This window comes from Halobacillus locisalis, from assembly GCF_013694105.1.
Taxonomy (GTDB): Bacteria; Bacillota; Bacilli; order Bacillales; family Halobacillaceae; genus Halobacillus; species Halobacillus locisalis.
On record NZ_JACEFG010000001.1, the window covers coordinates 1,008,287 to 1,034,027 of the forward strand.

The 25,741-nt window shown below is 41.7% G+C and carries 23 protein-coding genes; 8 read left to right on the forward strand and 15 right to left on the reverse strand.

From position 1 onward, the window contains the following. The first annotated feature begins 23 nt into the window (after positions 1–23). Entirely contained in the window at positions 24–1,493 is a 1,470-nt protein-coding gene (locus H0266_RS05315) for an aminotransferase class I/II-fold pyridoxal phosphate-dependent enzyme (RefSeq protein WP_181471327.1), read from the forward strand. Between the two features lie 42 nt (positions 1,494–1,535). Here H0266_RS05315 and H0266_RS05320 read toward each other — a convergent pair whose 3' ends face one another. Both H0266_RS05320 and H0266_RS05325 read right to left on the reverse strand, forming a co-directional pair. Next, positions 1,536–1,649 (reverse strand): GapA-binding peptide SR1P, encoded by a 114-nt coding sequence (locus H0266_RS05320; protein ID WP_181471328.1) that lies wholly within the window; start codon positions 1,647–1,649, stop codon positions 1,536–1,538. A gap of 310 nt (positions 1,650–1,959) precedes the next feature. Further along, positions 1,960–2,814 carry a polysaccharide deacetylase family protein gene (locus tag H0266_RS05325; protein ID WP_181471732.1) on the reverse strand — a complete coding sequence of 285 codons (855 nt, stop codon included), beginning with the start codon at positions 2,812–2,814 and terminating at the stop codon, positions 1,960–1,962. Between the two features lie 135 nt (positions 2,815–2,949). Between H0266_RS05325 and H0266_RS05330 the strand changes: the two genes are divergently transcribed. The 3 genes from H0266_RS05330 (at position 2,950) to H0266_RS05340 (ending at position 6,450) form a co-directional block, all read left to right on the forward strand. After that, the gene (locus H0266_RS05330) at positions 2,950–4,023 is read left to right on the forward strand and encodes an FUSC family protein (RefSeq protein WP_246363627.1); all 1,074 of its coding nucleotides are present in this window, start codon (positions 2,950–2,952) and stop codon (positions 4,021–4,023) included. 45 nt (positions 4,024–4,068) lie between these two features. Beyond that, positions 4,069–5,601 (forward strand): glycine betaine uptake BCCT transporter, encoded by a 1,533-nt coding sequence (locus tag H0266_RS05335; protein WP_181471329.1) that lies wholly within the window; start codon positions 4,069–4,071, stop codon positions 5,599–5,601. 93 nt (positions 5,602–5,694) lie between these two features. Further along, a complete protein-coding gene (locus tag H0266_RS05340) occupies positions 5,695–6,450 on the forward strand; it encodes a sporulation protein (RefSeq protein ID WP_181471330.1) in 756 nt (251 codons plus the stop codon). A 333-nt stretch (positions 6,451–6,783) separates the two neighbouring features. Here H0266_RS05340 and H0266_RS05345 read toward each other — a convergent pair whose 3' ends face one another. Next, positions 6,784–7,242: an SRPBCC family protein gene (locus H0266_RS05345; protein ID WP_181471331.1), complete on the reverse strand. Its 459-nt coding sequence runs from the start codon at positions 7,240–7,242 to the stop codon at positions 6,784–6,786. Next, positions 7,211–7,582 carry a MerR family transcriptional regulator gene (locus H0266_RS05350; RefSeq protein WP_181471332.1) on the reverse strand — a complete coding sequence of 124 codons (372 nt, stop codon included), beginning with the start codon at positions 7,580–7,582 and terminating at the stop codon, positions 7,211–7,213. Before H0266_RS05350 ends, H0266_RS05345 begins: the two co-directional genes overlap by 32 nt. 237 nt (positions 7,583–7,819) lie before the next feature. Here H0266_RS05350 and H0266_RS05355 point away from each other — a divergent pair, with 237 nt between their 5' ends. Continuing rightward, on the forward strand, positions 7,820–8,188 hold the full coding sequence (locus tag H0266_RS05355) for a hypothetical protein (RefSeq protein ID WP_181471333.1): 369 nt from the start codon (positions 7,820–7,822) through the stop codon (positions 8,186–8,188). A 286-nt stretch (positions 8,189–8,474) separates the two neighbouring features. On the opposite strand, the gene lpdA is transcribed toward H0266_RS05355, so the two are convergent. From lpdA to H0266_RS05380, 5 genes are all read right to left on the reverse strand, one after another. Next, entirely contained in the window at positions 8,475–9,884 is a 1,410-nt protein-coding gene (lpdA, locus tag H0266_RS05360; protein ID WP_181471334.1) for a dihydrolipoyl dehydrogenase, read from the reverse strand. Positions 9,885–9,887: 3 nt separating this feature from the next. After that, positions 9,888–11,198, reverse strand: a complete 1,311-nt coding sequence (locus H0266_RS05365; protein ID WP_181471335.1) for a 2-oxo acid dehydrogenase subunit E2 — start codon at positions 11,196–11,198, stop codon at positions 9,888–9,890. Positions 11,199–11,226: 28 nt separating this feature from the next. Next, positions 11,227–12,204 carry an alpha-ketoacid dehydrogenase subunit beta gene (locus H0266_RS05370; RefSeq protein WP_181471336.1) on the reverse strand — a complete coding sequence of 326 codons (978 nt, stop codon included), beginning with the start codon at positions 12,202–12,204 and terminating at the stop codon, positions 11,227–11,229. 3 nt (positions 12,205–12,207) lie between these two features. Further along, a complete protein-coding gene (gene pdhA / locus H0266_RS05375) occupies positions 12,208–13,290 on the reverse strand; it encodes a pyruvate dehydrogenase (acetyl-transferring) E1 component subunit alpha (protein ID WP_181471337.1) in 1,083 nt (360 codons plus the stop codon). Positions 13,291–13,722: 432 nt separating this feature from the next. After that, positions 13,723–14,433, reverse strand: a complete 711-nt coding sequence (locus H0266_RS05380; protein WP_343063209.1) for a YkyA family protein — start codon at positions 14,431–14,433, stop codon at positions 13,723–13,725. A gap of 193 nt (positions 14,434–14,626) precedes the next feature. Here H0266_RS05380 and def point away from each other — a divergent pair, with 193 nt between their 5' ends. Then, positions 14,627–15,181, forward strand: coding sequence for a peptide deformylase (gene def, locus H0266_RS05385; RefSeq protein WP_181471735.1), 555 nt, complete (start codon positions 14,627–14,629; stop codon positions 15,179–15,181). A 184-nt stretch (positions 15,182–15,365) separates the two neighbouring features. Here def and H0266_RS05390 read toward each other — a convergent pair whose 3' ends face one another. Next, a complete protein-coding gene (locus H0266_RS05390) occupies positions 15,366–16,142 on the reverse strand; it encodes a Cof-type HAD-IIB family hydrolase (RefSeq protein ID WP_181471338.1) in 777 nt (258 codons plus the stop codon). A 430-nt stretch (positions 16,143–16,572) separates the two neighbouring features. On the opposite strand from H0266_RS05390, the gene H0266_RS05395 reads away from it, so the two are divergent. Both H0266_RS05395 and rnjA read left to right on the forward strand, forming a co-directional pair. Then, on the forward strand, positions 16,573–16,782 hold the full coding sequence (locus H0266_RS05395) for a DNA-dependent RNA polymerase subunit epsilon (protein ID WP_181471339.1): 210 nt from the start codon (positions 16,573–16,575) through the stop codon (positions 16,780–16,782). A 3-nt stretch (positions 16,783–16,785) separates the two neighbouring features. Continuing rightward, positions 16,786–18,453 carry a ribonuclease J1 gene (rnjA, locus tag H0266_RS05400; RefSeq protein WP_181471340.1) on the forward strand — a complete coding sequence of 556 codons (1,668 nt, stop codon included), beginning with the start codon at positions 16,786–16,788 and terminating at the stop codon, positions 18,451–18,453. A gap of 43 nt (positions 18,454–18,496) precedes the next feature. Here the strand turns inward: rnjA and H0266_RS05405 are convergent, their stop codons facing one another. From H0266_RS05405 to H0266_RS05425, 5 genes are all read right to left on the reverse strand, one after another. Then, a complete protein-coding gene (locus H0266_RS05405; protein WP_181471341.1) occupies positions 18,497–20,218 on the reverse strand; it encodes a pyruvate oxidase in 1,722 nt (573 codons plus the stop codon). A 243-nt stretch (positions 20,219–20,461) separates the two neighbouring features. Continuing rightward, on the reverse strand, positions 20,462–21,127 hold the full coding sequence (locus H0266_RS05410) for a potassium channel family protein (protein ID WP_181471342.1): 666 nt from the start codon (positions 21,125–21,127) through the stop codon (positions 20,462–20,464). A gap of 89 nt (positions 21,128–21,216) precedes the next feature. After that, positions 21,217–22,230, reverse strand: coding sequence for a cytochrome d ubiquinol oxidase subunit II (locus H0266_RS05415; protein ID WP_181471343.1), 1,014 nt, complete (start codon positions 22,228–22,230; stop codon positions 21,217–21,219). After that, positions 22,227–23,588, reverse strand: coding sequence for a cytochrome ubiquinol oxidase subunit I (locus H0266_RS05420; RefSeq protein WP_181471344.1), 1,362 nt, complete (start codon positions 23,586–23,588; stop codon positions 22,227–22,229). The genes H0266_RS05415 and H0266_RS05420 overlap by 4 nt, the downstream gene beginning before the upstream one ends. A 316-nt stretch (positions 23,589–23,904) precedes the next feature. Then, positions 23,905–25,737, reverse strand: a complete 1,833-nt coding sequence (locus H0266_RS05425) for an ABC transporter ATP-binding protein (RefSeq protein ID WP_181471345.1) — start codon at positions 25,735–25,737, stop codon at positions 23,905–23,907. Positions 25,738–25,741 lie beyond the last annotated feature (4 nt).

Below are 25,741 nucleotides of genomic sequence, written 5' to 3' on the forward strand. Positions count from 1 at the left end.
TTTTAAAGAGGTGCTGAAACAGAATGAACCAGACAGAAACTCCCCTTTTTACGGGATTAAAAAAACATGCGGCAAAAAAGCCGACCCAATTTCATATACCAGGCCACAAAACGGGAAAAGGGATGGACCCAGAATATAGAGATTTTTTAGGTGAATCAGCATTATCTATCGATTTAATTAATATCGAACCGCTGGATGACCTCCATCACCCTCACGGAATGATCAAAGAAGCTCAAGACTTAGCTGCAGCAGCTTTCGGAGCAGATTACACGTTCTTCTCCGTGCAAGGGACCTCAGGTGCGATCATGACGATGATTATGAGTGTATGCCAGCCTGGTGATAAAATTATAGTTCCTAGAAACGTCCATAAATCCATAACTACAGCCATTATCTTTTCAGGTGCAAAACCGGTATTCATTCACCCAGAGTTAGATGAACGATTAGGGATTTCCCATGGGATCACCCCTCATGCCGTTCAGAGAGCTTGTGAAGCTCATCCGGATGCTAAAGGGGTTCTTGTCATTAACCCTACTTACTTCGGGATAACTGCAGATTTAACAAAGATTGTCGATATCGCTCATTCGTTTGATATTCCTGTCCTCGTAGACGAAGCACACGGTGTGCACATTCACTTCCACGACCGTTTGCCTTTATCCGCAATGCAAGCAGGTGCTGATTTAGCCGCAACAAGCGTTCATAAGTTAGGAGGGTCTTTGACTCAAAGCTCTGTCCTGAATTTAAAAGAAGGCCTAGTTTCGCATGAACGTGTTCAGACCATTTTATCGATGCTAACGACAACGTCAACATCTTATCTCTTACTGGCATCTCTAGACACTGCCCGCCGCCATTTAGCAGTCAATGGGGAGAAGTTACTTGACCAAGCACTCTACCTTGCAGATTCAGCGAGAGAGCGCATCAACAGCATTCCTCATCTGTATTGTCCTGGTGATGAGTTATTAGGAAGTGATGCAACCTACGGATACGATCCAACAAAGTTGATTATTTCTGTGAAGAATTTAGGGATTACAGGCTATGACGCTGAAGTGTGGCTCCGGGAAAATCATAATATTGAAGTCGAACTATCCGACCTCTACAACCTATTGTGTTTAATCACTCCTGGAGACAGCGAAAAAGAGGTACAGCACTTGATTCAGGCTTTAACCTCGTTATCCGAGCAGTGTGAAACTTCATACGAAGACAAAGAAATCACTGTGAAAGTACCAGATATCCCTGTATTATCTCTCTCTCCGAGAGATGCTTTTTACGCCTCAACAGAGGTTGTTCAATTAACAAAAGCCGTCGGACGAATCAGTGCAGAATTTGTAATGGTTTATCCACCTGGCATCCCGATTTTTATTCCCGGGGAAATCATTACAGATGAGAATATCAGGTATATTCATGAAAATATAGAAGCAGGGTTACCTGTACAGGGCCCCGAGGATGACACGCTAGAAACTATTCATGTCATTAGAGAACAGAGAGCTTTTCAATAAATCTAAAAAATCCCCGTCGCTTTAGAGCGACGGGGATTTTTTCTATTGATCTTTTGATGTATGGCATGTCGGACAGGTGCTGTAAAGAGTAGAAACCTTTTCGTTTTCGTAGTGTTCAATTACTTTCTGACAGTCTTGGCAAACGATAGTACCCATTAACATCCACTCCTCATTTTTTGTAATCGCTTTCAGTGTAACTTCATTTTAATAGGTCACATTCAAAAAATCAACCCCAAAAGTATAACTTATTTAAAAATGTGACACACTAATAAATTCCCCACTTATTATCAATATGCGTGAGCCGAACCATGTAGAACCGTCGCGAGAACAAAGAAAAGCAACCCTCTCACAGCAGCCTGATCAGCCACTATAAGGCATCACGTTAATAAACTACAGGATACGGAGGCGTTTTAGGGTGAAGACATAAAAAAAGGTAGCTGAATTGTCAGCTACCTTTTTTGTAAGCTTATGGTGTTTGGATAAGAGCAGGGTCCAATAACTCATATCCTTTGCCACGAAGTCCTTCAACTATCTCTGGCAAAGCGTTATTTGTCCACTCACGATCATGCATCAATAAGTTCGCTCCGTTGTTTAACAGCTCTGTATTCACCATAATATCAGCAATTTTACTTGCTTCCATATACTCCTTATTCCAGTCGTATCCGTAAGTCCAGTTCATTACCAACATATTCTCTTGTTCAGCCAATTGTTTAGAGAAATCTGTATTTTGACCGAATGGTGCCCGGAAGAATTCCGGACGTTCACCTGTGATTTTCTCAATTTGGTCGTTCAACCCGACGATTTCTGTCCGCTGTTGCTCTTCTGTTAAATCAGGAAGCGATGCATGCGAATGGGTATGGTTTCCAATGGCAAATCCCATATCATGTATCTCTTTCAACATCGCCTTTTCTTCTTCTGTATCAATAAAGTGACCATTTACAAAGAAAATAGCAGGAGCATTCAACTCTTTCAGCTTTTTAGCCATCTCTACCCCAAACTTTTCTGGAGCATCATCAATTGTCAATAAAGCAACCTTCGGATTCGCATCACCAATCGGTTCAAAAGCCCAGTTAGTTCCAAGTTTGTACTGAGGTTCTTGAACCGTCTCCTCTGTTTCAGCTTCCTCATCGGTTTTCTCTTCCTTTGTTTCCTCTTCATCCTCTTTTTGTTCTGTTTTTTCTTCTGATGCCTCTTCTCCTTCGTCTACTACTTCTGCTTCCGTCTTTTCTGGTTCGGTTCCTTCAATATTCTCTTCACTTTCAGCATTGCTACAAGCTGCAAGCAGGAAAATAAGAAGCAAGCTGATCATCATGTTTTTCATCATAGATGTCCCTCCACTGTTATGTATTTCCATTCTCTATTATAAAAGCAGATTTGGATTTTTTCTATCGTTTTTGGCCAATTTATTATATAATAACAAACCGTGGCTTCATAATGACGTATACTTAGACAGGTGATGAAGATGATTGACTCGCTCAAAAAATTCAAACTGTTTGGTGGTCGAACATTAAAAACAGGGATTTCCGTGTTTTTCACAGCACTCATCTGTGGTTTTTTTAACTTACCTATTATATTTGCCGTCATTACTGCGATTGTTACGATTGAACATACAGCTGCGGATTCTATAAAAAAAGCGGTCGTGCGGTTTCCTGCATCGGCGATTGGAGCATTACTTGCGACTACTTTTTATGGGATATTCGGTAAAGGCGCACTCACCTTTGCCCTCGCTGCTATGATTACGATTGCTGTCTGTCATAAACTGAAGCTAGAGGACGGAATTTTAGTCGCTACAATAACGGCTACCGCTATGATTCCCGACTTTCAAGATCAATATTTTGTTTCGTTCTTCACAAGATTGGGTACAACATCTATTGGTATCATCGTTTCAACTCTTGTTAATTTCTTCCTTTTACCTCCCAATTATTCGCCGATGATTTACAGAAACATAAATGCTCTGTATAATCAGTCAAGTCGTCTATTGGAGCGAATAATTTCGGAAACAGTCGCAGAATCTAAAGAGAAAAACCGAGCCATTCAAAGGTCATACAGACAGTTGACCGCTCACTTGGAAAGAACATATCAGTTATCTCAATATCAGCGAGAAGAGTGGAAGTATCACAGACATACAACGGAGGAAATGCAAGCGTTCCAGTTTTCCCAGAAAAAGCTAGGAGCATTGCAGCAAATTGTTTACCATCTTGGTAACCTTCAATATGTCAAAGCGCAATCATCTGATTTTTCCGAAGAAGAAAAAGACCTTCTCCTGACTATAACTGAAAATTATGTCCAGGTATTAGAAGACCCTACCCATTCCATAAGTGAGAAACAATTCCAAAGAGTTGAACAGCTCGATCACATGTTCTGGAAATGGAAAGAACAACATGTTCAGACAAAAAGCCATTACCGGCATCAGTTACCACCACAGACGATTCTTATATATGAATTGCTCTGTTTCCATGATGTTTTAGAAGAACTTCAGAACATGTCGGCTAAAAGGAAGCAAATGGTTCAAGATTGTTATGTAACATAAAGGAATGGATGGGCGCACGAAAATTAAATAGAAGGGATGATATTCATGAATCAAGTTACAAAAGTATTTTATATTTCTGTCGTAGCCGCTGCACTTTTTATCATTTGGGGCGTCATCCCAAAAGAAGTGCTTGGCAGTGCAAATTTATCTAATGTTACAACGCTAATTCAAGGATTTCTAACCGACAAATTTGGATGGTTTTACTTACTCTCTGCAACAGGCTTTCTAATCTTCGCTATATACCTCGTTTTCTCCAAATACGGAAAACTTAAACTGGGTAAACCGGACGATAAGCCTGAATATCCATACATTACGTGGTTTGCCATGTTATTCAGTGCTGGTATGGGAATCGGACTGGTCTTCTGGGGGGCAGCCGAACCGTTATCGCACTTCCACACTCCACCAATTCCAGGTATGGAACCGACTAGTGAGGAAGCCGCGCAATCTTCCATGAAGTACAGCTTCTTCCACTGGGGATTCCACCCTTGGGCGATTTACGCAGTATTAGCTTTAGCTTTAGCTTACTTCAAGTTCAGAAAAGACGCACCTGGTGTCATTAGTGCTGCTTTAACACCAGTTTTAGGTGAAGAGCGAGTCAAAGGACCTATTGGAACACTAGTCGATTCCATCGCTGTGTTCGCAACAATCTTCGGTGTAGCAACATCACTCGGTTTAGGTGCCTTGCAAATTTCAAGTGGACTAGCTTTCACCATTGATGGTCTGCAAGATACTTTCACATTACAATTAATTATTATCGTAGTCGTAACAATCTTGTTCATGATTTCAGCTATGACTGGTTTGAATAAAGGGATTAAGTACTTAAGTAATACGAACGTTGTATTAGCCTTACTTCTTATGGTCTTCCTTTTATTTGCAGGACCAACAAACTTTATTATGGACTACTTTACAACAAGTTTTGGTTCATATATTCGTGATTTACCTTATATGAGCTTCCGCATGACGCCATTTGCAGAGGATAACTCTTGGGTTCAAGGTTGGACGATCTTCTACTGGGCTTGGTGGATTTCCTGGGCGCCATTCGTTGGTACCTTTATCGCCCGTGTATCTAGGGGACGTACAATCCGTGAGTTCATCTTGGGTGTACTTTTAGTTCCAACAGTATTTGGAGCTCTTTGGTTCTCTGTGTTCGGTGGTACAACTATCTTCCTTGAGTATTTCAATGGAATTAATATCAATGCTGATATGAGTGAACTTGGTACAGAAGTTGCCTTGTTCTCCATGCTAGAACATGTTCCTCTAGGTGGAGTCATGTCCGTTATCGGATTGCTACTGATCAGTACGTTCTTCATAACGTCAGCCGACTCAGCTACCTTCGTACTTGGTATGCAAACAACAAACGGTAGCTTGAATCCAAAAAACCAAGTCAAATTCACTTGGGGTGTTATTCAAGCTGGCGCTGCAGCTGTTCTACTTTGGACAGGTGGCTTAGGTGCCCTCCAGACTGCAGCGATTATTGCAGCCTTCCCGTTTACCTTTATTATGATTCTGATTTGTTTCTCTCTTTACAAGCAGTTTAGTGAAGATGCTAAAAAAGTCGATTTGAAGAAGAAAAAATAACGTATTAAAAACAGCGACCTAAAGCTTAGGTCGCTGTTTTTTTGAATCCTTTTTACTCACCTACTCGTATATAGTATCAAAAGGAGGATTTTCATGTTTAAAAAATTGTTAGCAAGCATAGGTATCGGTGCAGCCAAGGTCGATACGCAATTGGAAAAAGATCAATTCATTCCCGGCGAAGACGTGCAGGGCAAAATTGTCATCACAGGAGGAGACGTGGACCAATCCATTGATGCCATTCACTTGTTTTTAATGACTGAAGCTTTAAGGGAAGTGAATGATAAAAAAATCAAAGAAAAGGTTTCCCTTCAGAAGTATCCGATTACGCAAGATGTGTTGATCGCTGCAGGTGAAACGAAGGAAATCCCTTTTTCAATCCACATCCCTTACAAGGTTCCTGCATCCGCTGGTCGTCTACCGATTTGGTTTGAAACAGGATTGGACATTCCAATGGCTCTTGACCCACAAGATCGTGATCCTATTACCATTGCACCCCATCCCTATGTCCAAACAGTATTAGATGCTCTCGACCATATCGGATTCCATGTAAGAAAGGTAGATATGGAATACTCCAAAAAGTGCGGATACGTTCAGGAATTCGAATTTCAACCAGGAGGAGAATTTCGTGCCTACTTAGATGAACTTGAAGCTATTTTCTTCTTGGATGAGAATAAAATTGATGTCATATTAGAAGTGGACAGACGAGCACGCGGGCTTGGGGGGTTATTTGCCGAGGCCTTAGAGATGGATGAGAGTAAAGCTAGGATTTCCTTCACTAAATCTGAACTTGAAAACTCCTTCAAAGTAGCAGAACAACTTCGCAGTATCATTCAACGTTACAGCAAGTAAATGGACTCATGCTAAGAATAGCATATGTCCGATTATATATACTTAAAAAGATGAGTGGGATCCCACTCATCTTTACTTATATCTGGCGAAGCGAATCTCTCAACTCCTAATATTTCGTTATGGCTATTAAGATGACTGCGATTAAAAAACATTGCTCAAATATGTCCATCTTCCCTCAGAGGCATTCTCAGCGACTTTTAGCTATACAAGACATGGAGTTCTTACAAGAGCGTCAAGAAGCTGCCAACGTCTTTTCTATCGTGTGACAGAACTCATATTTTCCTTTTGGGTTTTCATTAGTTGACACGTTGGGCGGAAAAATCCATGTTAATGCTATCTGTTTGTGTTCAACGCTTCTTTTTCGACACGATCCATGAATTCATCAACGACTTTCTTATTACTTTTTTCATTTCCTAATTTCAACATGGCATGTCCAATGAAATTGACTCCTTTATTGGTACCTTCATAAACAAAATCGGTTTGACTCTCACCTTGCTTATATAAGCTGTAGATCAGGTTAATCTCGAATGCTTTCCCTAACACGAACCTTTGTTGCTTTCGTTTGAAGTGAGGTTCATTCACGTAATCCAAGGTCTCAACCGTATATGTCTCCAGACGCTTCCCTTCTCTATAAGTCTGTCGGTGTTTTGCTCCTATTTCATGTTCATTTTTTTCAATAATCTCGTGACTTTCCACCTTAGGCATGATTATTTTTATATTTTCGTCTAAAAATAATTTCCAAACTGTTTCGATAGGTGAGTCAATCTTTCTTATCTCTTTCCATGAAATCATCGTCTCTCTCCCTTCCTGATTGCAAAAATTCTTCAATTTCCTTTGCCCGTAATTGAAGTTCCATGATGTGTTCATGAATTTTCATCTTTTTATCTACTAACAATTCCTCCAAATGTGCAAATGATTCATCGTTCATCACCGTAATCATCTCTTGGATCGTAAATCCAAACCCTCGTAATTTCCCTAATAATAAGGCTAAAAAGTAACTACCATCATCATAATAGCGGTAGTTATTATTAGGATCTACATAAGCCGGTTCAAGGAGTCCGACTTTTGAGTAATACCGGAGCGTTTCTTTGCTTAGTCCTGTTAGTTCTACAAATTCACTAATTTTATACATGTTCCTCCCCTGTCTTAACTATAAACTGTGTGGTGCACGACACAGTCAAGTTCATTTAAATATTTACATCACTTGATTTAAGATACAGCATTTTACAGAGAAGTGATTGAATTAACAATGTCATTAACAGTAAAACACTAGCCTTTCATTTATGTAACAATTTGTTAACAATAGCAGATTCCTGCCTTCCGTTTGTTAGACTGAGATTGCAGTCAAAGAAAAGGGAGTGGAGTGTACATGTATTATCGAATTTCTTTTGCCATCATAGTCATTATATTGTTAGCTGGTTGTCTCCCTCAATCGAAAGACGTGGAAGTATTGAGTGCTGCAGAATCTGAATATGAATTATTTCTTTATACGACAAAAAACCAAAATAATGAAGCGAATCAGTACTTAACCGCTCTCCTCGACTGGAGAACAAAATCGTCAAAAGTCGAGCGTTTTCAGTTCAAGCAATCCACAGCAAGAACTGATCAAATCAAGCTATCTGAAGACTCTCTTCCTGCGCTAGTCATAAAAAAACGAGGAAAAGTCATCACAAGCATACAAGGCAGCAATACAAGTGATCAAATTTTATCAGAACTCGAACGTTCTGTATCCTTTTAATTATACACTTTAGCATTAAAGATCCAATTTAGAACTTGAGCTATATGATAAATGACGAAAAGAGGCTTGCTAAAAAAGCAAGCCTCTTTTCATTACTCAGTCCCTTTGTTGGTCGCCTTGCCTTCTTGCTCGCCCTTTTCTCTTTTCAACGCTTTTAACTCCTGTTTGCTTTTGTGCTTCTTGTTTTTGTCCTTCATCCTTTATCCCTCCTTTTGTTTATCTTTCCATAAATCAATAAGCCCATACAAAAAAAGAGCCGCCCTAAGTGGACGACTCTTTTTTTGTGTTATTTTACAATGTGGATCGGCTGACCGATTGCTACTTCTGCAGCTTCCATTGTAATCTCACCAAGCGTTGGATGAGCATGAATAGTTAGGGCAAGATCTTCAGCTGTCATTCCAGCTTCGATTGCAAGTCCTAACTCAGCGATCATATCACTAGCGTTCGGTCCAGCGATTTGAGCGCCAATCACAAGGTCATCATCCTTGCGTGTGATTAGTTTCAAGAAACCGTCACTGTCGTTAAGAGAAAGCGCACGACCGTTGGCTCCGAATGGGAATTTAGATGCGTTAACTTCATAACCAGCATCCTTCGCTTCTTGCTCGGAATAGCCGACAGAAGCAAGTTCGGGATCAGAGAAGACTACAGCAGGAATACCGTGGTAATCAATCTCTGTCTTCTCACCAGCAATCGCCTCCGCAGCGACTTTCGCCTCATAAGAAGCTTTGTGAGCAAGAGGTGGTCCTTCAACGATATCACCGATCGCATAGATGTTATCAATACTTGTACGGCATTGCTTATCGATATTGATAAGACCCTTATCACTCATCTCGATGCCTAGCTCTTCAAGACCGATTTCATCTGTATTCGGACGGCGACCGACCGTTACAAGTACGTAATCAGCATCTATTGTTTGCTTTTCGCCTTTTACTTCATACGTTACGGTTACACCGTCTTCACGCTCTTCTACACCTTGAGCCATAGCTTCTGTTACGACATCTACGCCTTTTTTCTTCAGACGTTTCTTAACTAGAGAAGACATTTGCTTCTCGAAGCCGCCAAGGATATTTTTTGTACCTTCAAGAATGGTTACTTCTGTGTCGAAGTTGGCATAAGCTGTACCTAGCTCTGTACCAATATATCCGCCACCGATGACAACCATTTTCTTCGGAATCTCTTGAAGTTCAAGTGCACCTGTTGAATCAAGAACTCTGTCGGAGAACTTGAAGTTCGGAATTTCAATTGGACGAGAACCTGTACCAATAATACAGTTGTTGAACGTGTACGTTTGGGAGTTCTTATCATCCATAACACGTACAGTGTTCTTATCGACGAAGTAAACTTCGCCTTTGACGATGTCTACTTTGTTTCCTTTAAGTAGGCCTTCTACACCGCCTGTAAGTTTGTTCACGACGCTTCCTTTCCATTCTTGCACTTTGGAAAAGTCGACAGTCGTATTCTCAGACTGAATGCCCATGTCGTCGGATCCTTTGGCGTGTTCATAACGATGCCCCGCTTGAATCAGCGCCTTAGAAGGTACACAGCCTACGTTTAAGCAAACGCCTCCTAGGTTGCCTTTATCGACGATGGTAACTTTTTGACCCGTTTGAGCGGCACGGATGGCAGCTACATAACCACCAGGACCCGCACCTACGACTAACGTATCTAGTTCAATTGGAAAATCTCCTACTACCATACTTTACGCCTCCATCATAATTAGTTGTGGATCGTTCAGTAAACGCTTGATGTGGTTCATTGCGTGCTGAGCTGTCGCGCCATCGATAATACGGTGGTCGAAGCTTAGAGAAATCGCAAGAACTGGAGCAACAACTATTTCACCATCACGGACAACTGGTTTCTCAGCGATACGACCAATACCAAGAATAGCAACTTCAGGGTGGTTGATTACTGGAGTGAACCACTGTCCACCGGCAGAGCCGATATTTGTGATCGTCGTGGAAGCACCTTTCATTTCTGCAGATGATAGTTTACCGTCACGAGCTTTCACAGCAAGTTGGTTGATCTCATCAGAGATACCGAAGATAGACTTACGGTCTGCTTCTTTTACGACAGGAACCATTAGGCCTTTATCTGTATCTGCTGCGATACCAATATTATAATAGTGTTTTTGAATAATTTCATCCGTATTGTCATCCACAGAAGTATTTAGTACTGGGAACTTCTTAATGGCTGATACGAGAGCTTTTACAACGTAAGGAAGGTATGTCAGCTTGATGTCTTGCTCAGCTGCTACAGCCTTGAACTTCTTACGATGAGAAACTAGCTCAGAAACATCTACTTCGTCCATTAACGTTACGTGAGGAGCTGTGTGCTTGGAATTAACCATAGCTTTAGCGATCGCCTTACGGATTCCGCTCATCTTCTCACGAGTTTCTGGGAATTCTTCACCAGCAGGTACTGCTTGTTGTGAAGAAGTGGATTCTTGAGATTCCTCTTGTTCTTGAGAAGGTGCCTCAGAAGCCGTTTCAGTTTGACCACCATTCAAGAAGCTTTCAACGTCTTCTTTCACGATACGGCCATTCTTGCCTGATCCTTGCACTTTGCGGATATCTACATCGTTATCACGAGCAAACTTACGTACAGACGGCATAGCAATGACACGTTTGTCCTCATCTACATCTGCTTCGTCTGCTTGAGCAGCTGGCTGCTCTGATTTTGTTTCTTCTTTAGAAGCTTCTTCTTTTGGAGCTTCCTGTTTTTCTTCCTTAGGCTCTTCCTTCGTTTCTTCTCCAGAATCACCTGAGTCTTCGGAACCGTCGTCAATCGTAATGATGACTGTTCCAACTGTTGTTGTTTCGCCTTCGTCTACATGGATTTCTTTTACCGTTCCATCAACTTGAGAAGGAATTTCAACAACGGCTTTGTCATTTTGCACTTCACAAAGTACGTCGTCTTCCTTTACTTCCTCGCCAGGTTTGACGAACCACTTTGCTATTTCACCTTCATGGATACCTTCACCGATATCAGGTAGTTTAAATTCAAACGCCACGGTTATTACCTCCTATTTTTAGAGATGATTAAAAGTTCATCACTGCGTTAACTTTTTCAACGATGGTGTTATGGTTTGGCAACCAAACTTCCTCTGCTTGAGTGAACGCGTAAACTGTATCTGGAGCGGCTACACGAAGAACCGGTGCTTCTAAGTGCAGAATCGCTTTCTCTTGGATTTCAGCGGCAACGCTTGCTGCAATACCCGCTGACTTCTGTGCTTCTTGAACGACTACAGCACGGTTTGTTTTCTTAACAGACTCAAGGATCGTCTCGTAGTCAACTGGGCTTACTGTACGAAGGTCAATGACTTCTGCACTGACGCCGTCTTTTTCAAGTTCTTCTGCAGCTTTAAGGCTAGAATGAACCATTGCACCATAAGCAACTAGCGTGACATCTGTACCTTCACGTTTAACCGTAGCTTTGTCTAGTTCAACTGTATATTCTTCTTCTGGAACTTCCTCACGGAATGAGCGATAAAGCTTCATGTGCTCCAAGAAGATAACGGGATCATTATTACGGATTGAAGAGATCAACAATCCTTTTGCATCGTAAGGATTTGATGGGATAACAACACGAAGACCAGGTTGTTGAGCCATAAGTCCTTCAAGGCTATCTGCGTGTAGTTCAGGTGTATGAACGCCACCACCGAAAGGAGAACGAACCGTAATCGGCATTTGACGAGTACCACCAGAACGGTAACGGTAACGAGCCATTTGACCACTGATTGCATCCATAACTTCGTATACAAATCCGAAGAACTGGATTTCTGGAACTGGACGGAAGCCAGTCAATGCAAGACCGATTGACATACCGCCGATTCCGGACTCAGCTAAAGGTGTATCAAATACACGATCTTCGCCGAATTCTTTTTGAAGACCCTCTGTCGCACGGAATACTCCACCGTTTTGACCAACGTCTTCACCGTATACGAGCACGTTTTCGTCGTTTTTAAGTTCTGTGCGCATCGCGTCTGTGATGGCTTGAATCATTGTCATTTGTGCCATGATCTACTTCGACTCCTTTTCCTTATATTCTTCCATCTGTTCTTTCAAATTAGGTGGAAGTTCTTCGTGCATGATCTCCATAAGATCTGTCACTTTTTGTTTTGGTGTATTGTCAGCTTCTTTGATAGCTGCTTTGATTTCTTCTTTCGTTTTCTCGATCAATTCGTTTTCTTCTTCCTCTGACCATAGGCCTTTCTCTTCAAGGAATTTACGGAAACGAACGATTGGGTCTTTCTTCTCCCATTCGCTATCTTCTTCATCTGTACGATAACGAGTTGGATCATCACCAGCCATTGTATGAGGACCATAACGGTAAGTCAGAGTCTCAATCAATGTTGGACCTTCACCCGTTACAGCACGCTCACGCGCATCTTTTGTCGCAGCATAAACAGCAAGAACATCCATACCGTCTACCTGTACACCTTCGATACCAGCGGCTACTGCTTTTTGAGCAATCGTTTGAGCTGCAGACTGTTTCTCAACAGGTACAGAGATCGCAAAGCGGTTGTTTTGAACAACGAAGATGGATTGTGCACCGAAGGCACCTGCGAAGTTGATTCCTTCGTAGAAGTCACCTTGTGAAGCACCACCATCACCTGTATATGTGATCGCTACGGCATTTTCACCACGTTTTTTATATCCAAGTCCTACACCAGCGGCTTGTGTAATTTGAGCACCGATGATGATTTGTGGACTTACTGCGTTGACACCTTCAGGCATTTGGTTCCCTTTAAAGTGACCACGGGAGAATAAGAATGCTTGGTGTAGTGGAAGTCCGTGCCAGATCAACTGAGGAACATCACGATACCCTGGTAGAATAAAGTCTTCTTTCTCTAGGGCAAACTGGCTACCAAGCTGAGAAGCCTCTTGTCCTGCTGTTGGTGCGTAGAAACCTAGACGACCTTGGCGGTTCAGCGCGATAGAACGCTGGTCCAAGATACGTGTATAGACCATACGACGCATAATTTCTTTTAAATCTTCATCTGATAAGTCAGGCATAGCGTCTTCATTGACGATTTGACCTTCTTCATTCAGGATTTGAAACGTTTCGAACTGATTTTCAATGTTCTCAAGAGTTCGTTTCAAAATAATTCACCTCTTCCTTTCATATTTGAAAATGGATGCTGTGACTAGCTTTCCCAATTCTTTAGAAAATCTGTACCAATTTACACTTTACGTTTTACCCTGTCGACAACTTAATTAATCATGAAGCAGGCATTTGCAACAACTGTTACATTATTACGAGAAAAAATATTGGTACAATGTAAATCCACTTTGTAGTTTAGCTCAATTCGTCATCATTCGTCAATCACTTTGCAAAATATATTCTTAACCAGATAAACGCTCTTATTCAGAGCAGTCAAAAATTGGTGATACATGTCTATGAAATAGCCATACTGTATCACTTGTATTCCTTACCTGTATTAATCATAGGACTTTATTATGACGGTTTGCAATTTTACTGCTTCTTATTCTTTAACAAAACAAAAACCGCCCTATTTAAGGACGGTTTTCGTTTTATTCTGCCGATTCGTTTTCAGTATCAGCATTTTCTTCCGTATTTGTTTCATCTTCATACGTAACGTCAAGTTCTGCTGCTTCGTAGAACTCTTTCTTCAGTTCGTTGTATTCTTCTGTATATTGATTGAACTGATCATTCGCTTCCATTACTTCCGTGTAGGTTTGATTGATGCTATCGATTTGATTTTGCAATTGCTCCTCTGTCAAATCTTCCTTTTGTAACATCTCATACAGTTCAGCATCTAACGTCAGCGCTTCATCATAAGCGTTGTAAAGCGTTTTATAAGCCTCATATCGATTTTGCATAGCCTCATATAACTCGTTGGCTTTTTCTTTGGCTTCTGCCTGTTCTTCATCTAAGTCACTAATCAAGGGTTCGATCTTCTCAAACTCTTCCTTGGCAGCTTCAATGCTTTCTTTTTCTAACTCTAACTTCTCTCTACGCTGTTCAACCACATCAGCCGCTTCTTGAGATAACTGTTTAATCTGATCAAATTCATTCATGCTTAAATCAATAATCTGGTTGTACAGTTCTTGCTCTTTATTCTCAAGCTCAACCAGTGGTTGTTGTTGTTCGCGGAATGCATCCTCTAAAGTCACCGCTTTTTCTAGATGATCATACATCTCTTCTTGAGCCGATGGCCCTGTACATGCAGACAAAATAAAAGCCGCTGCAGCAAGCAACGCCATAAGCATACGTAAACGCACGAATAGTTCCCCCTTGTACTACAACTCATCATTGTAATCTTGTGATATCTACCATAGTATAATAAATGAAAATAAATTGAAAGTGGCATTTTTCATAATAGTTCCATCTGGAAAGAATGGGTTTGAAAGAATCTTTTACTTTCCTTTTTATAGGAGTTAAAAAATGATGACGCCAGAAAGGGTGTATATGTGTATGATCACAATGGACGATATCGTTCGGGAAGGACATCCCGCTCTACGTAAAGTGACCGATGAGGTGGACCTTCCCCCTTCCAAGAAAGATAAAGAAACGCTTGAGGAAATGCTTCAATACCTCAAAAATAGTCAGGATGAACAAGTTTGTGACCGTTACGGTCTGCGTCCAGGTGTAGGGTTGGCTGCTCCACAAATCAATGTCAATAAACGTATGTTAGCGGTCCATTTCGTCGATTTGAAAGATAAAATGTATAGTTACGGTTTGTTCAACCCTCGTATTGTTAGCCATTCCGTTGAACGTACGTATCTTTCAACTGGTGAGGGGTGCCTTTCTGTCGATCGTGAAGTGCCAGGGTATGTTCCTCGTTACAGAAGAATCACCCTCAAAGCTACCGATTTAGAAGGGAATGATGTGAAGTTACGCTTAAGAGATTACGCTGCAATTGTCTTTCAACATGAGATTGACCACTTACACGGCGTGATGTTTTATGATCATATCGATTCAGAGGACCCTTTCAAAGAGCCCGATAACGCTACACCTGCTGACAGGTAAGAATATTGCCCTTATGCCCCACCGTTCCAGGAAAACTTTATAATACTGAGCAAAGCAAATTTTGTATAACGAACAAAAGGCCTGCAAATCGCAGGCCTTTTTATATTGAATCCGTTGTCATCACTTTCTCATGATTTTCGATTTTACTCCTCTTGTTCATTGTTATAGAAGAAGAATGTACATACTATTTCAATAACCCTACTTCATAGATGGCTTTGACTAGACCACCTTCATCGACATCATCGGTCACATAGTCACTGACTTGCTTCGTTTCCGGAACTGCATTCCCCATGGCAACCCCGGTTCCGACATCCCGGATCATTTCAATATCATTTAACCCATCACCGAAAGCATAGGAATTCTCTATGCTAAGTCCTGCTGCTTCAATCAACTTTTTAATGCCTTCTGCTTTGGAACCGCCACTCGGAAGAACGTCACAAGAGTATTCGTGCCAGCGGATATAATCAAATGATGTATGCTTCTCACGATATTCTTCAATTTCGTCACCTTCACAAAACAGGAGTGACTGATAAATCTCTCGTGTTTCATAGTAAGCGGCATCTACAGGCGGGTGATCCAAGTATAAAGAACCTAAACTTTTGGTGATATGAGAATGATCCGGGGTTGTGGCTTTCATACCAGCATGATCCATAAACACCATTGGATGATTATGATCTTGAGCGTCCATATGAAGTGCTTTTAAGTGTTCTGTAGATAGAGGATTCTTATATACTACTTCTCCCTCTAATACGACGTATTGACCATTAAAGCTTATAAAGGAATCGATTCCAAGCGTCTTTCGTAAGTCTTCGTACATAAATGGGGCACGGCCTGTGGCAATTGCACAATACACCCCGGCCTCTTTCAAGTCGCTTATAGCCTGTTTCGTTTTTTCGGGCAATTCCTTATTATGAGTCAATAAAGTACCGTCAATATCGAATAATGCAATTTTCTTATCCATATCATTTCCTCCATCTCTTCCGTTTGAATATATCATCCTTATGTAATACTAAGGAATAGATCGTATTTGGCTATACTCTAGCACGAGTGGATAAGTTTGAGAAGAAAAACAAACGATATTATAAATGTAAATGTTTCATTCTTTACCAAACCGTATTATACTAGAGGTAACAGGGATTGGGCGGTTTTACGTTTTTAGTGCTTTTCTTCCGAGAAAGGGGATGGATGCACGATGATGAAGCGTCTAAGAAGGAAGCTTAGAAAACGTTGGAAAGATTTCATGGAACGAAAAACCTACGCGTAAATCACAGATGGATTCGTTGGAGACTCGTTCAACCACTATTATCATTACCACACAATAATGAAACGTGCTATGATTAATGACAGGACAAGAATGTGGAAATTATATCTAGTTAGGAGCGATAAAGGAAATGATTTTTAAAGTATTATATCAGGAGCTTCAGCAAGAAGTTCCTGTTCGCGAGCGTACAAAGGCCATGTACGTAGAAGCGGATGCAGAGAGAAAAGTAAGAGAAAAGCTAGCAGATAAGGGAATCAATATTGAATATATCCAGGTGCTTAATGAGGATCACTTGGCCTATGAACAGCAATCAGAAGATTTCCAATTGGAGAACATGTAACGGATGAAGTTTGTTAAGAATGACCAGACAGCCGTATTCGCTTTAGGCGGACTCGGTGAGATTGGTAAAAACACATACGGCGTACAATTCCAAGACGAAATCATCCTCATTGATGCTGGAATCAAATTCCCTGAAGACGAACTGTTAGGTATCGACTACGTAATTCCAGACTATACCTACCTTGTTCAGAATCAGGACAAAATCAAAGGGTTATTCATCACCCACGGTCACGAAGACCACATCGGTGGTATCCCTTACTTGCTGAAAGAAGTCAATATCCCAATATATGCTGGAAAACTAGCAGCTGGCCTACTGCGTAATAAACTTGATGAACACGGTTTGTTACGAAACACTAAAATGCATACCATCGAAGAGGAAGATGTGATCAAGTTCCGCAAGACTTCTGTATCCTTCTTCCGTACAACACACAGTATTCCAGATTCATTCGGAATCGTAGTTAAAACACCTCCTGGTAATATCGTTCACACAGGAGACTTTAAATTCGATTTCACCCCTGTCGGAGAACCTGCCAACTTGACCAAAATGGCTGAGATTGGTAAAGAAGGTGTTCTCGCCCTGTTATCAGATAGTACGAATAGTGAGGTCCCTGGCTTTACGAAGTCAGAACGTGTGGTTGGACAAAGCATCCAGGACATCTTTTCGCGTGTAGAGGGTCGTGCAATCTTTGCTACCTTTGCATCAAACATTCACCGCTTGCAACAAGTAGTGGAAGCCGCAGTAAAACATAACCGTAAAGTTGCGGTGTTTGGACGAAGCATGGAGGCATCGATTAAGATCGGTCAGGAACTCGGATATATTCGTGCACCTAAAGACACGTTCATCGATGCACAGCAAATCAACCGTCTTCCTGCCAATGAAGTTGCCATTCTTTGTACAGGATCCCAAGGTGAGCCTATGGCTGCTCTTTCAAGAATCGCCAATGGTACACACCGTCAAATTCAAATTCAACCAGGTGACACCGTTGTGTTCTCATCTTCCCCAATCCCTGGAAACACAATCAGTGTCAGCCGTACAATAAATAAGTTGTACCGTGCAGGTGCCGAAGTCATTCACGGTCCACTCAACGATATTCACACATCCGGACACGGTAGCCGCGAAGAAATGAAGCTGATGCTCCGCCTTATTCAGCCTAAATTCTTCATGCCGATCCATGGTGAGTACCGCATGCAGAAAGAACATGCCAAGCTTAGTCACGATTGTGGCGTAGAACCAGACAATTGTTTTGTTATGGATAATGGCGATGTCCTTGCATTAGGAAAAGAAGAGGCGAGTATTGCAGGAAAGATTCCATCCGGCTCTGTATATGTCGATGGTAGCGGTATCGGTGATATCGGTAATATCGTTCTTCGCGACCGCCGTATCCTTTCAGAAGAAGGTCTCGTCATTGTTGTTGTCAGCATCAACATGAAAGAATTCCGTATAGCTTCTGGTCCAGATATCATCTCACGTGGTTTCGTCTACATGAGAGAATCTGAGGACTTGATTAAAGAAGCTCAGAAATTAGTTAGTTCTCATGTTGATAAAGTCATGGAACGCCGCACAACACAATGGTCTGAGATTAAAAATGAAATCACGGATACGATTGCTCCTTTCTTATTCGAGAAAACGAAGCGTCGTCCGATGATTCTTCCTATCATTATGGAAGTGTAATCGACCACAAAAGCCCCTGCTGATTTCAGCAGGGGCTTTTTCATTACTTCAAACGTTTTAATGATTTTCTGATATCTGGTAAATCAAGCGTACCTGTCTCGAAGAAATTCTTAATGATATAGGACGAGAAATTAACGGCAGATGTGTAGTCAATGTGACCTGGCAATGGTGCCTGATCTTCGATTACAACATCAATGAGCGCCGGTTTATTGGATAGAAAGGCTTGTTGCATTTTAGATTCAAGATCTTCATAATTCTCGATTCGGTATCCTTCTCCACCGCATGCTTCTGCAAACTTCGCAAAGTCGATTTCTCCAAGGTCCGTTTCATAATTCAAGTGGCCCATTTGCTCTTGTTCATACTTAATCATACCGATCTTACTGTTATTCAATACAATCATCTTTATAGGTAAATCGTTCTTCACAGCTGTGACAAAATCATGCATTACCATGGAAAAGCCTCCATCACCGGCTATTCCGATGACTTGCTTGTCTGGATAAGCGAATTGTCCTGCAAGAGCTCCTGGCAACGCACTCCCCATAGTAGCTAACCACCCAGAAACAATGTACTTCTGATCAACCAACGGTAAAAATCTCGATACCCATACCGTAGAATTTCCGACATCACCTGATATGATTGCACCAGGTTTCATCAGCTTTTCTAATTGGTACATCACTTGTGGAGCATGAATCGGGTTGTCTGTGGATCGTTTTTCTTCCTGTAGGGCAATGTGCCAATCTTTCATTTTCTCTTGATAAGTGGAAAGAAAATCACGTTTTTCAATAGGTGACAAAAACTCCCTTAACGCATCCATCGTCTCTCTGGCATCACCAGGCAATCCTACATCAATAGGGTAATGCCTGCCCAAATTCGATGGTTCATTGTCAATTTGGATCGCCTTTACATTGTCCGGCAGAAAGTCACGGTAAGGAAATTGCGTGCCAATCAAAATTAATAAGTCTGTTTCCTTAATCGCATGGTAAGCTGGTTTCGTCCCGATTTGCCCGTGCTGGCCTAAACAATAAGGGTGGTGGTCAGGAATGATTCCTTTAGCAAGTAAACTGAGAACAATGGGAGCTTGTATCGCTTCGGCAAAGCCAAGTAGTGACTCTTTCGCACCAGCGGCTCCTTTACCTGCAAGAATGACAGGTTTTTCTGCTGCCTCAATTAAAGTCCTTGCCTGCTTCATATCTTCAGATCTCGGCATTATGGAAGGCTTTGTATAGCCGGGAGCTGTTAACCTCGGTTTTTCTTTATGTTTAGCTGCAAACAAATCATCCGGAACAATTAATACGGATACTCCTTTAGCTGCATAGGCTTCTCTTATCGCCTGGTTTAACAAATCAGGTAGCTGGGCTTCTGTTTCAGCGCGTTTGTTGAAGACTGCTACGTCATCGAACATACGCTCTAGATTAATCTCTTGGAATGCACCTGTACCGACTTGGTCGCTATGAACTTGCCCTACTATAGCAAGGACAGGAGCACTATCGGCTTTAGCATCATAAAGACCATTCATCAAGTGTACGGCCCCAGGGCCTGCAATAGCTAGCGTCACACCGATTTGTCCTGTGAGCTTTGCATAAGACGAAGCAGCCAGCGCTCCCGTCTCTTCGTGTCGAACTTGGACAAACTCTATTTCTTCTCGTTTTTTACGTAAATCATCAACAAATTCATTAATCGAATCACCAGGCAACCCAAAGACATGCTTAACTCCATGGTCTATAAGCTGCTCGGCCATGATTTCTCCCGTTCTTTTATTAAACATCGGCTTCATCCTCCTAAGTACTCCATGTATAGCTTATCTATTTCCCATTAATGGCCTCAGTAAACCGCCTTCATCGAATCAAACGCTTACAAAAAAGAGAGCATCCATATTCTTACTTCAGGGTCAGACGGGCTTTAAATGGACCATATTCAAAGCAACCGGTCTATTATTCATTAGAAGAGGAGAACGATCAGTACAAAATATTGCAAACAAATACCCCTGCCATATAGACAGGGGTAAAGGTTAATCTTCTACTACCAGATTTTTCTCAAATCGACTTATATCATTATCGGCACCAATTACAATTAATACATCACTTTCACGAATTTCTTCCGTTGCCATTGGAGACACTATGACGTCTTTTTTCCGTTTAATCGCTACCACGTTACATCCGTATTGTGCACGGATATCGAGGTCAACCAGCGTCCGACCGCTCATTTTGCTTCCAGCTTTCACCTCGACGACGCTATGATCATCTGAAAGCTCGATATAATCTAGGATATTATTCGAAATAATATTATGTGCTATCCGTTTCCCCATATCTCGCTCAGGGTGGACAACGTGATCGGCACCGATTTTGCTTAACACTTTTTCATGGTAATCGTTCTGTGCTTTTACAGTAATCGTTTTGATCCCTAATTCTTTCAGCATCAATGTAGTCAAAATGCTCGCCTGGATGTTATCACCAATTGCGACGATGACATGATCGATATTTCTCATACCGAGCTCACGTAATACATTTTCATCGGTGGAATCTGCGATAACCGCGTGACCAGCGATATCTTTATATTCATTCACTTTATCTTCATCTAAGTCTATAGCGAGGACTTCCATGCCCTCACGGCTCAGTTCTCTGCAAATACTTCCACCGAATCGCCCTAAGCCGATAACTGCAAATTCTTTTTTCATCTCAAGTCCTCCATCTTCCATTAAATCTATCGTCATTCTACCACATAACGAACAAGAAGGCATGAAAAAGTAGAGAAGCTTGTGCCTCTCTACTTCTTACCTTTTACATATTCAGCATCGAATAAGAACATACGCATCAATAGGATCAATGATGGAATCAATAAACATAGCCCAGCTATGAACGCAACAATCAACGCAATAGCCATCGACTCATGTGTAACTCCGCTTGTCAACGTGATATAAGGTCTCAGAATGTAAGGTAAGTGTGACGCACCGTAACCGAAAAAAGCAAATAGGAATTGGAGCATTACTGCAATGAAAGCCAACCCATAATATCTCCCTATATAGATGAGGAAAACAGCAACCATAAAGAAGGCGACCGATATTCCGAATACCCACCATAATTCCAGAGCTCTTTGGAAATGGTCTAAGTTCTGCTGGCTAAGTGCAATAAATGTCGTCAAACTCGCAATGATCGTTGGAGAGCTCCAGAAAAGTGCGTACTTTCTGACTAACTCCAGGGCGGGTTTATCTCCGGCTCGATCCGCATAATATGTCAAGAACATAGCACTAATGTATAAAACGGAAACAAGAGCCAGAAAGACAACACTCCAAGAATAAGGGCTCGTTAACAACTCCCCGTAAAGTAATTGCACACCATTGGCCGTTTCTTCGATAAAACCACCTTCTGATATCGTCAATGCAGTCGATAATGAGGCTGGAATCAATAGTCCCGTAGCTCCATAAAAGAACATATATACGGCATTATCTTTTGAGCCGTAGCTCTCAAATGCATAAAAAGAACCACGGATGGCCAGCAGCACAATAGCGATACTTCCTGGTATAAGCAACGATTGGCCATAATAGTATGCTGTGTCAGGGAAGAAACCGACAAGCCCTACGAAGAAGAAGACAAAGAACACATTGGTCACTTCCCAAACCGGCGAAAGGTACCTTGAAATGAGCTGGTTTATAATATGGTCCTTTTTTGTCACTCTTGCGTAATAGGCAAAGAATCCAGCCCCGAAATCAATCGAGGCTACAATCAAGTAACCATATAGAAAGAACCATAAAACCGTAATACCGATCAGTTCATAACTCATGACTGGTCATCCTCCTTCGTTGCTGCAACTTGTGGGAACAAACGCTCAAGCTCCAGTTCAGCAGGATTATCCTTGAACATTTTTCGAAGGACAACAATACAGCCAGTGCCTAATACGATATATAGAGCTAAGAACAATAGGAACATCCACCCAACATATGGAGATGTAGTCGCTCCCTCCGTCACGGTCATAAACCCTCTTAAAATCCAAGGCTGTCGTCCAACCTCAGCATAAACCCAGCCGAATTCTACAGCTAACATGGATAAAGGACCAGCTAGAGCAATACCCGTGAGAAGAAGTCGGTTATTCTCATTCCACTTTTTAACTTTCCAAAATACGAGGAATAACAAGGAAATCCCAAGTAAGTAGAAGCCTATCGATACCATCAAGTCGAACATGTAGTGAATCCATAGAGGAGGCTGCTCATCCACCGGTGTTTCTTCTAGTCCCTCTACCTCAGCATTGAAATCCCCATATGCTAAGAAACTTAAAGCATTCGGGATTCGAATCGCATTTTCAACTTCATTGTTTTCATTTAATGTACCAAAAACAATCAAATCTGCCCCTTCTTCTGTTTCAAAGTGCCATTCACCAGCTGCCAGTTTCTCAGGCTGATACTCCGCTAAGAATTTTGCGGAAAGGTCGCCAGCAACAGCCGTAAGAATAGCGAATAAGAATGTAAAGGTTACCGTCAACTTGAGAGCTTTCTTGTGATAGGTAGATCCTTTCTTCCACAATATGAAAATCGCAGCTATACCGGCAAGGATAGCGGCAGATGTTAAGTAGGAAGAAGAAATGACGTGAAACACTTTAGTCGGCGTCGCTGGATTAAACATAGCGGCCAAAGGATCGATGGATGTCACGGTACCATTTTCCATCTCAAACCCTTGAGGTTGATTCATGAATGAGTTTACCGTTGTAATGAAGAACGCAGAAAGAGTTCCTCCGATTACAACTGGAATGGACAGTAACCAATGGTAGATAGGATTCTTAAATCGATCCCATGTATAAAGGTAGATCCCTAAGAAAATCGCTTCAAAAAAGAAAGCGAACGTCTCCATAAATAAAGGCAGTGCAATCACGTTTCCCGCGAGTTGCATAAAGCTAGGCCAGATCAGCGACAGTTGCAGACCTATAGCTGTACCTGTTACAACACCAACGGCTACAGTGATGGTATATCCCCTTGTCCAACGGCGTGCGAGCAAGGTGTAATGAGGGTCTTTTTTCTTAATCCCGATAAATTCTGCGATGGAAACCATCACAGGAACACCTACTCCGACTGTGGCAAAGATGGCATGAAAGAGTAGTGTCATAGATGTCAACATACGACTAATGGTTGCGCCATCTAGTTCAAACATTGTAGTTCCCCCTCACCAATTAAGGTTCTGAATCAATATTTATGCAAGTCTATCTCCAGTATAAATCGTGAAACTGCATTATTGTTAAAAGCTTTTTGCCGATTTTGTGACAAACTTCACAAACATTGAATTTGCATTTAGAATACACCACTTCTGTTGATTTGTCTAAAGATATTACTTCCACCATACCCTATTGAGCTATTACTTTAACTCTTCCTTCCACCAACCAAGCGCATTAGATTTGACTTTACGTACATATGTGCAAAAAACCCCCGAGTACACTCTCGTTGAGAGTGTACTCGGGGGTTGGTTTCTTTTATATAGCATCTAGCATTTGGAACTGAGCTTTCACCAATTCATAGTATTCCCCTTTTTGATCCATCAACTCATGGTGGGAACCATTCTCTAAAATCTTACCATTCTCCAGTACGAAAATATTATCTGCTTCTCGAATGGTTGATAAACGGTGGGCAATGATAATGGCGGTCCGCCCCTTCAACAATTTCCGAAGGGCGTTTTGAATTTTCACTTCTGTCTCTGTGTCAATACTAGCCGTCGCTTCATCCAAGATCAGAATACGCGGATCTGCTAGTAATGCACGAGCAAATGAAAGCAATTGTCTTTCTCCAGCTGACAAGATATTTCCGCGCTCCTCAACTTCGGTCTCATAACCGTTATTCAAGCGTTGAATGAAGTCGTCTGCACCAACGACTTTGGCCGCTTCTTTCACTTCATCATCACTGGCACTCGGTCTACCGAAACGGATATTGTCCATAATTGTTCCTGAGAAGATAAAAGTATCTTGTAACACCACACTGATTTGCTGGCGAACACTGTCGATCGTAGCATCTCTTAAATCGACACCATCGATTTTCACAGCCCCTTTTGTCGGATCATAAAAGCGGCTGATCAAGTTAGCGATGGTGGACTTTCCAGAACCAGTATGACCGACGAGTGCAACGGTTTGCCCTTGCTTCATTTCCAAATTGATGTCATGCAAAGCGATCCGTTTCTCATCGTAGGCAAACTGAACGTGGTCAAATTCGATGTGACCTTTCATATCAGTCAACTTTCTAGCGTTTGACTTTTCTTCGACATTCGGTTCTTCATCAAGGAACTCGAAGATTCGTTCTGAAGCAGCCATTGCCATTAGAAGTTGGTTGTACATCATACCAAGTCGTGAAATCGGCTCCCAGAACATCCCTAAGTAGAAGGAGAACGAGACGAACGTACCGACAACGATATCACCTTGCAAGATTAAAAATGCACCATATGCGATTAAAATGACAGTTCCGACCGCATTACTCATCTCGACGAATGGACGGAACATCGCACTCTTTTTCACAGCAGTGTTCCATGATTCAAGGTTATCAGAGTTCACACCATCAAAGAATTCGGCGTTTTCTTTCTCTTGTGAAAAAGATTGGGTGATTCGGATTCCCTGTATGCTCTCATTCAAATGGGAATTCAGTTTTGATTGTTGAATCCTGACCTGCTGCCACGACCTACGGATGTTGCGACGCAGTTTTGTTGAAATGTAGAACATAATCGGCAAGATAACGAGAATCGCAAGCGCTAGTTTAGGACTCATAAAGAACAGGATGACCACGATCCCCGATAGCATGACGATGTCCATCAACAAGTTTATGATTCCATTTGTAAATAGCTCTTGAAGTGAATTGATATCATTCATGATCCGCACAAGAATCGAACCGGCCGATCTTGAGTCGAAGAACTTATGCGACAAGCGTTGAACGTGTGAGAACAAATGCTCACGTAAATCATAAATGACATTTTGGCCTAATATGTTTACGTACTTTATTCGTAAAGCATTTCCTATATAACTAAGCAAATACATAATTGCAATACCTACGACTAATTGTACCAATAATGGTACATTGCCATTTGCTATCGCGATATCAATCGCCACTTTACCAATCAGAATCGGTACTCCAAGACGGACGATGGTTGAAATAAGCATCGCAACGATAGCGATCGGCAATAAGGTCCTCGTGTAGGGTTTAATGTATTTTAATAATCTCCACATTTGCGCCCAGTTGAATGGTTTCTCGATCGCTTGGTCCTGGGTGTACTTGAACCGGTTTAAATGCTTGTTGGTTTCTGTTTTGTGTTTCGGACGTTTTACCAAGGTT

Excerpts from the sequence above, each read along its gene's own strand:
- H0266_RS05315 (WP_181471327.1), top strand. The coding sequence starts at position 24 with ATGAACCAGACAGAAACTCCCCTTTTTACGGGATTAAAAAAACATGCG.
- H0266_RS05320 (WP_181471328.1), bottom strand. The coding sequence starts at position 1,649 with ATGGGTACTATCGTTTGCCAAGACTGTCAGAAAGTAATTGAACACTAC.
- H0266_RS05325 (WP_181471732.1), bottom strand. The coding sequence starts at position 2,814 with ATGAAAAACATGATGATCAGCTTGCTTCTTATTTTCCTGCTTGCAGCT.
- H0266_RS05330 (WP_246363627.1), top strand. The coding sequence starts at position 2,950 with ATGAAGATGATTGACTCGCTCAAAAAATTCAAACTGTTTGGTGGTCGA.
- H0266_RS05335 (WP_181471329.1), top strand. The coding sequence starts at position 4,069 with ATGAATCAAGTTACAAAAGTATTTTATATTTCTGTCGTAGCCGCTGCA.
- H0266_RS05340 (WP_181471330.1), top strand. The coding sequence starts at position 5,695 with ATGTTTAAAAAATTGTTAGCAAGCATAGGTATCGGTGCAGCCAAGGTC.
- H0266_RS05345 (WP_181471331.1), bottom strand. The coding sequence starts at position 7,242 with ATGATTTCATGGAAAGAGATAAGAAAGATTGACTCACCTATCGAAACA.
- H0266_RS05350 (WP_181471332.1), bottom strand. The coding sequence starts at position 7,582 with ATGTATAAAATTAGTGAATTTGTAGAACTAACAGGACTAAGCAAAGAA.
- H0266_RS05355 (WP_181471333.1), top strand. The coding sequence starts at position 7,820 with ATGTATTATCGAATTTCTTTTGCCATCATAGTCATTATATTGTTAGCT.
- lpdA (WP_181471334.1), bottom strand. The coding sequence starts at position 9,884 with ATGGTAGTAGGAGATTTTCCAATTGAACTAGATACGTTAGTCGTAGGT.
- H0266_RS05370 (WP_181471336.1), bottom strand. The coding sequence starts at position 12,204 with ATGGCACAAATGACAATGATTCAAGCCATCACAGACGCGATGCGCACA.
- def (WP_181471735.1), top strand. The coding sequence starts at position 14,627 with ATGATCACAATGGACGATATCGTTCGGGAAGGACATCCCGCTCTACGT.
- H0266_RS05390 (WP_181471338.1), bottom strand. The coding sequence starts at position 16,142 with ATGGATAAGAAAATTGCATTATTCGATATTGACGGTACTTTATTGACT.
- H0266_RS05395 (WP_181471339.1), top strand. The coding sequence starts at position 16,573 with ATGATTTTTAAAGTATTATATCAGGAGCTTCAGCAAGAAGTTCCTGTT.
- rnjA (WP_181471340.1), top strand. The coding sequence starts at position 16,786 with ATGAAGTTTGTTAAGAATGACCAGACAGCCGTATTCGCTTTAGGCGGA.
- H0266_RS05405 (WP_181471341.1), bottom strand. The coding sequence starts at position 20,218 with ATGTTTAATAAAAGAACGGGAGAAATCATGGCCGAGCAGCTTATAGAC.
- H0266_RS05410 (WP_181471342.1), bottom strand. The coding sequence starts at position 21,127 with ATGAAAAAAGAATTTGCAGTTATCGGCTTAGGGCGATTCGGTGGAAGT.
- H0266_RS05415 (WP_181471343.1), bottom strand. The coding sequence starts at position 22,230 with ATGAGTTATGAACTGATCGGTATTACGGTTTTATGGTTCTTTCTATAT.
- H0266_RS05420 (WP_181471344.1), bottom strand. The coding sequence starts at position 23,588 with ATGTTTGAACTAGATGGCGCAACCATTAGTCGTATGTTGACATCTATG.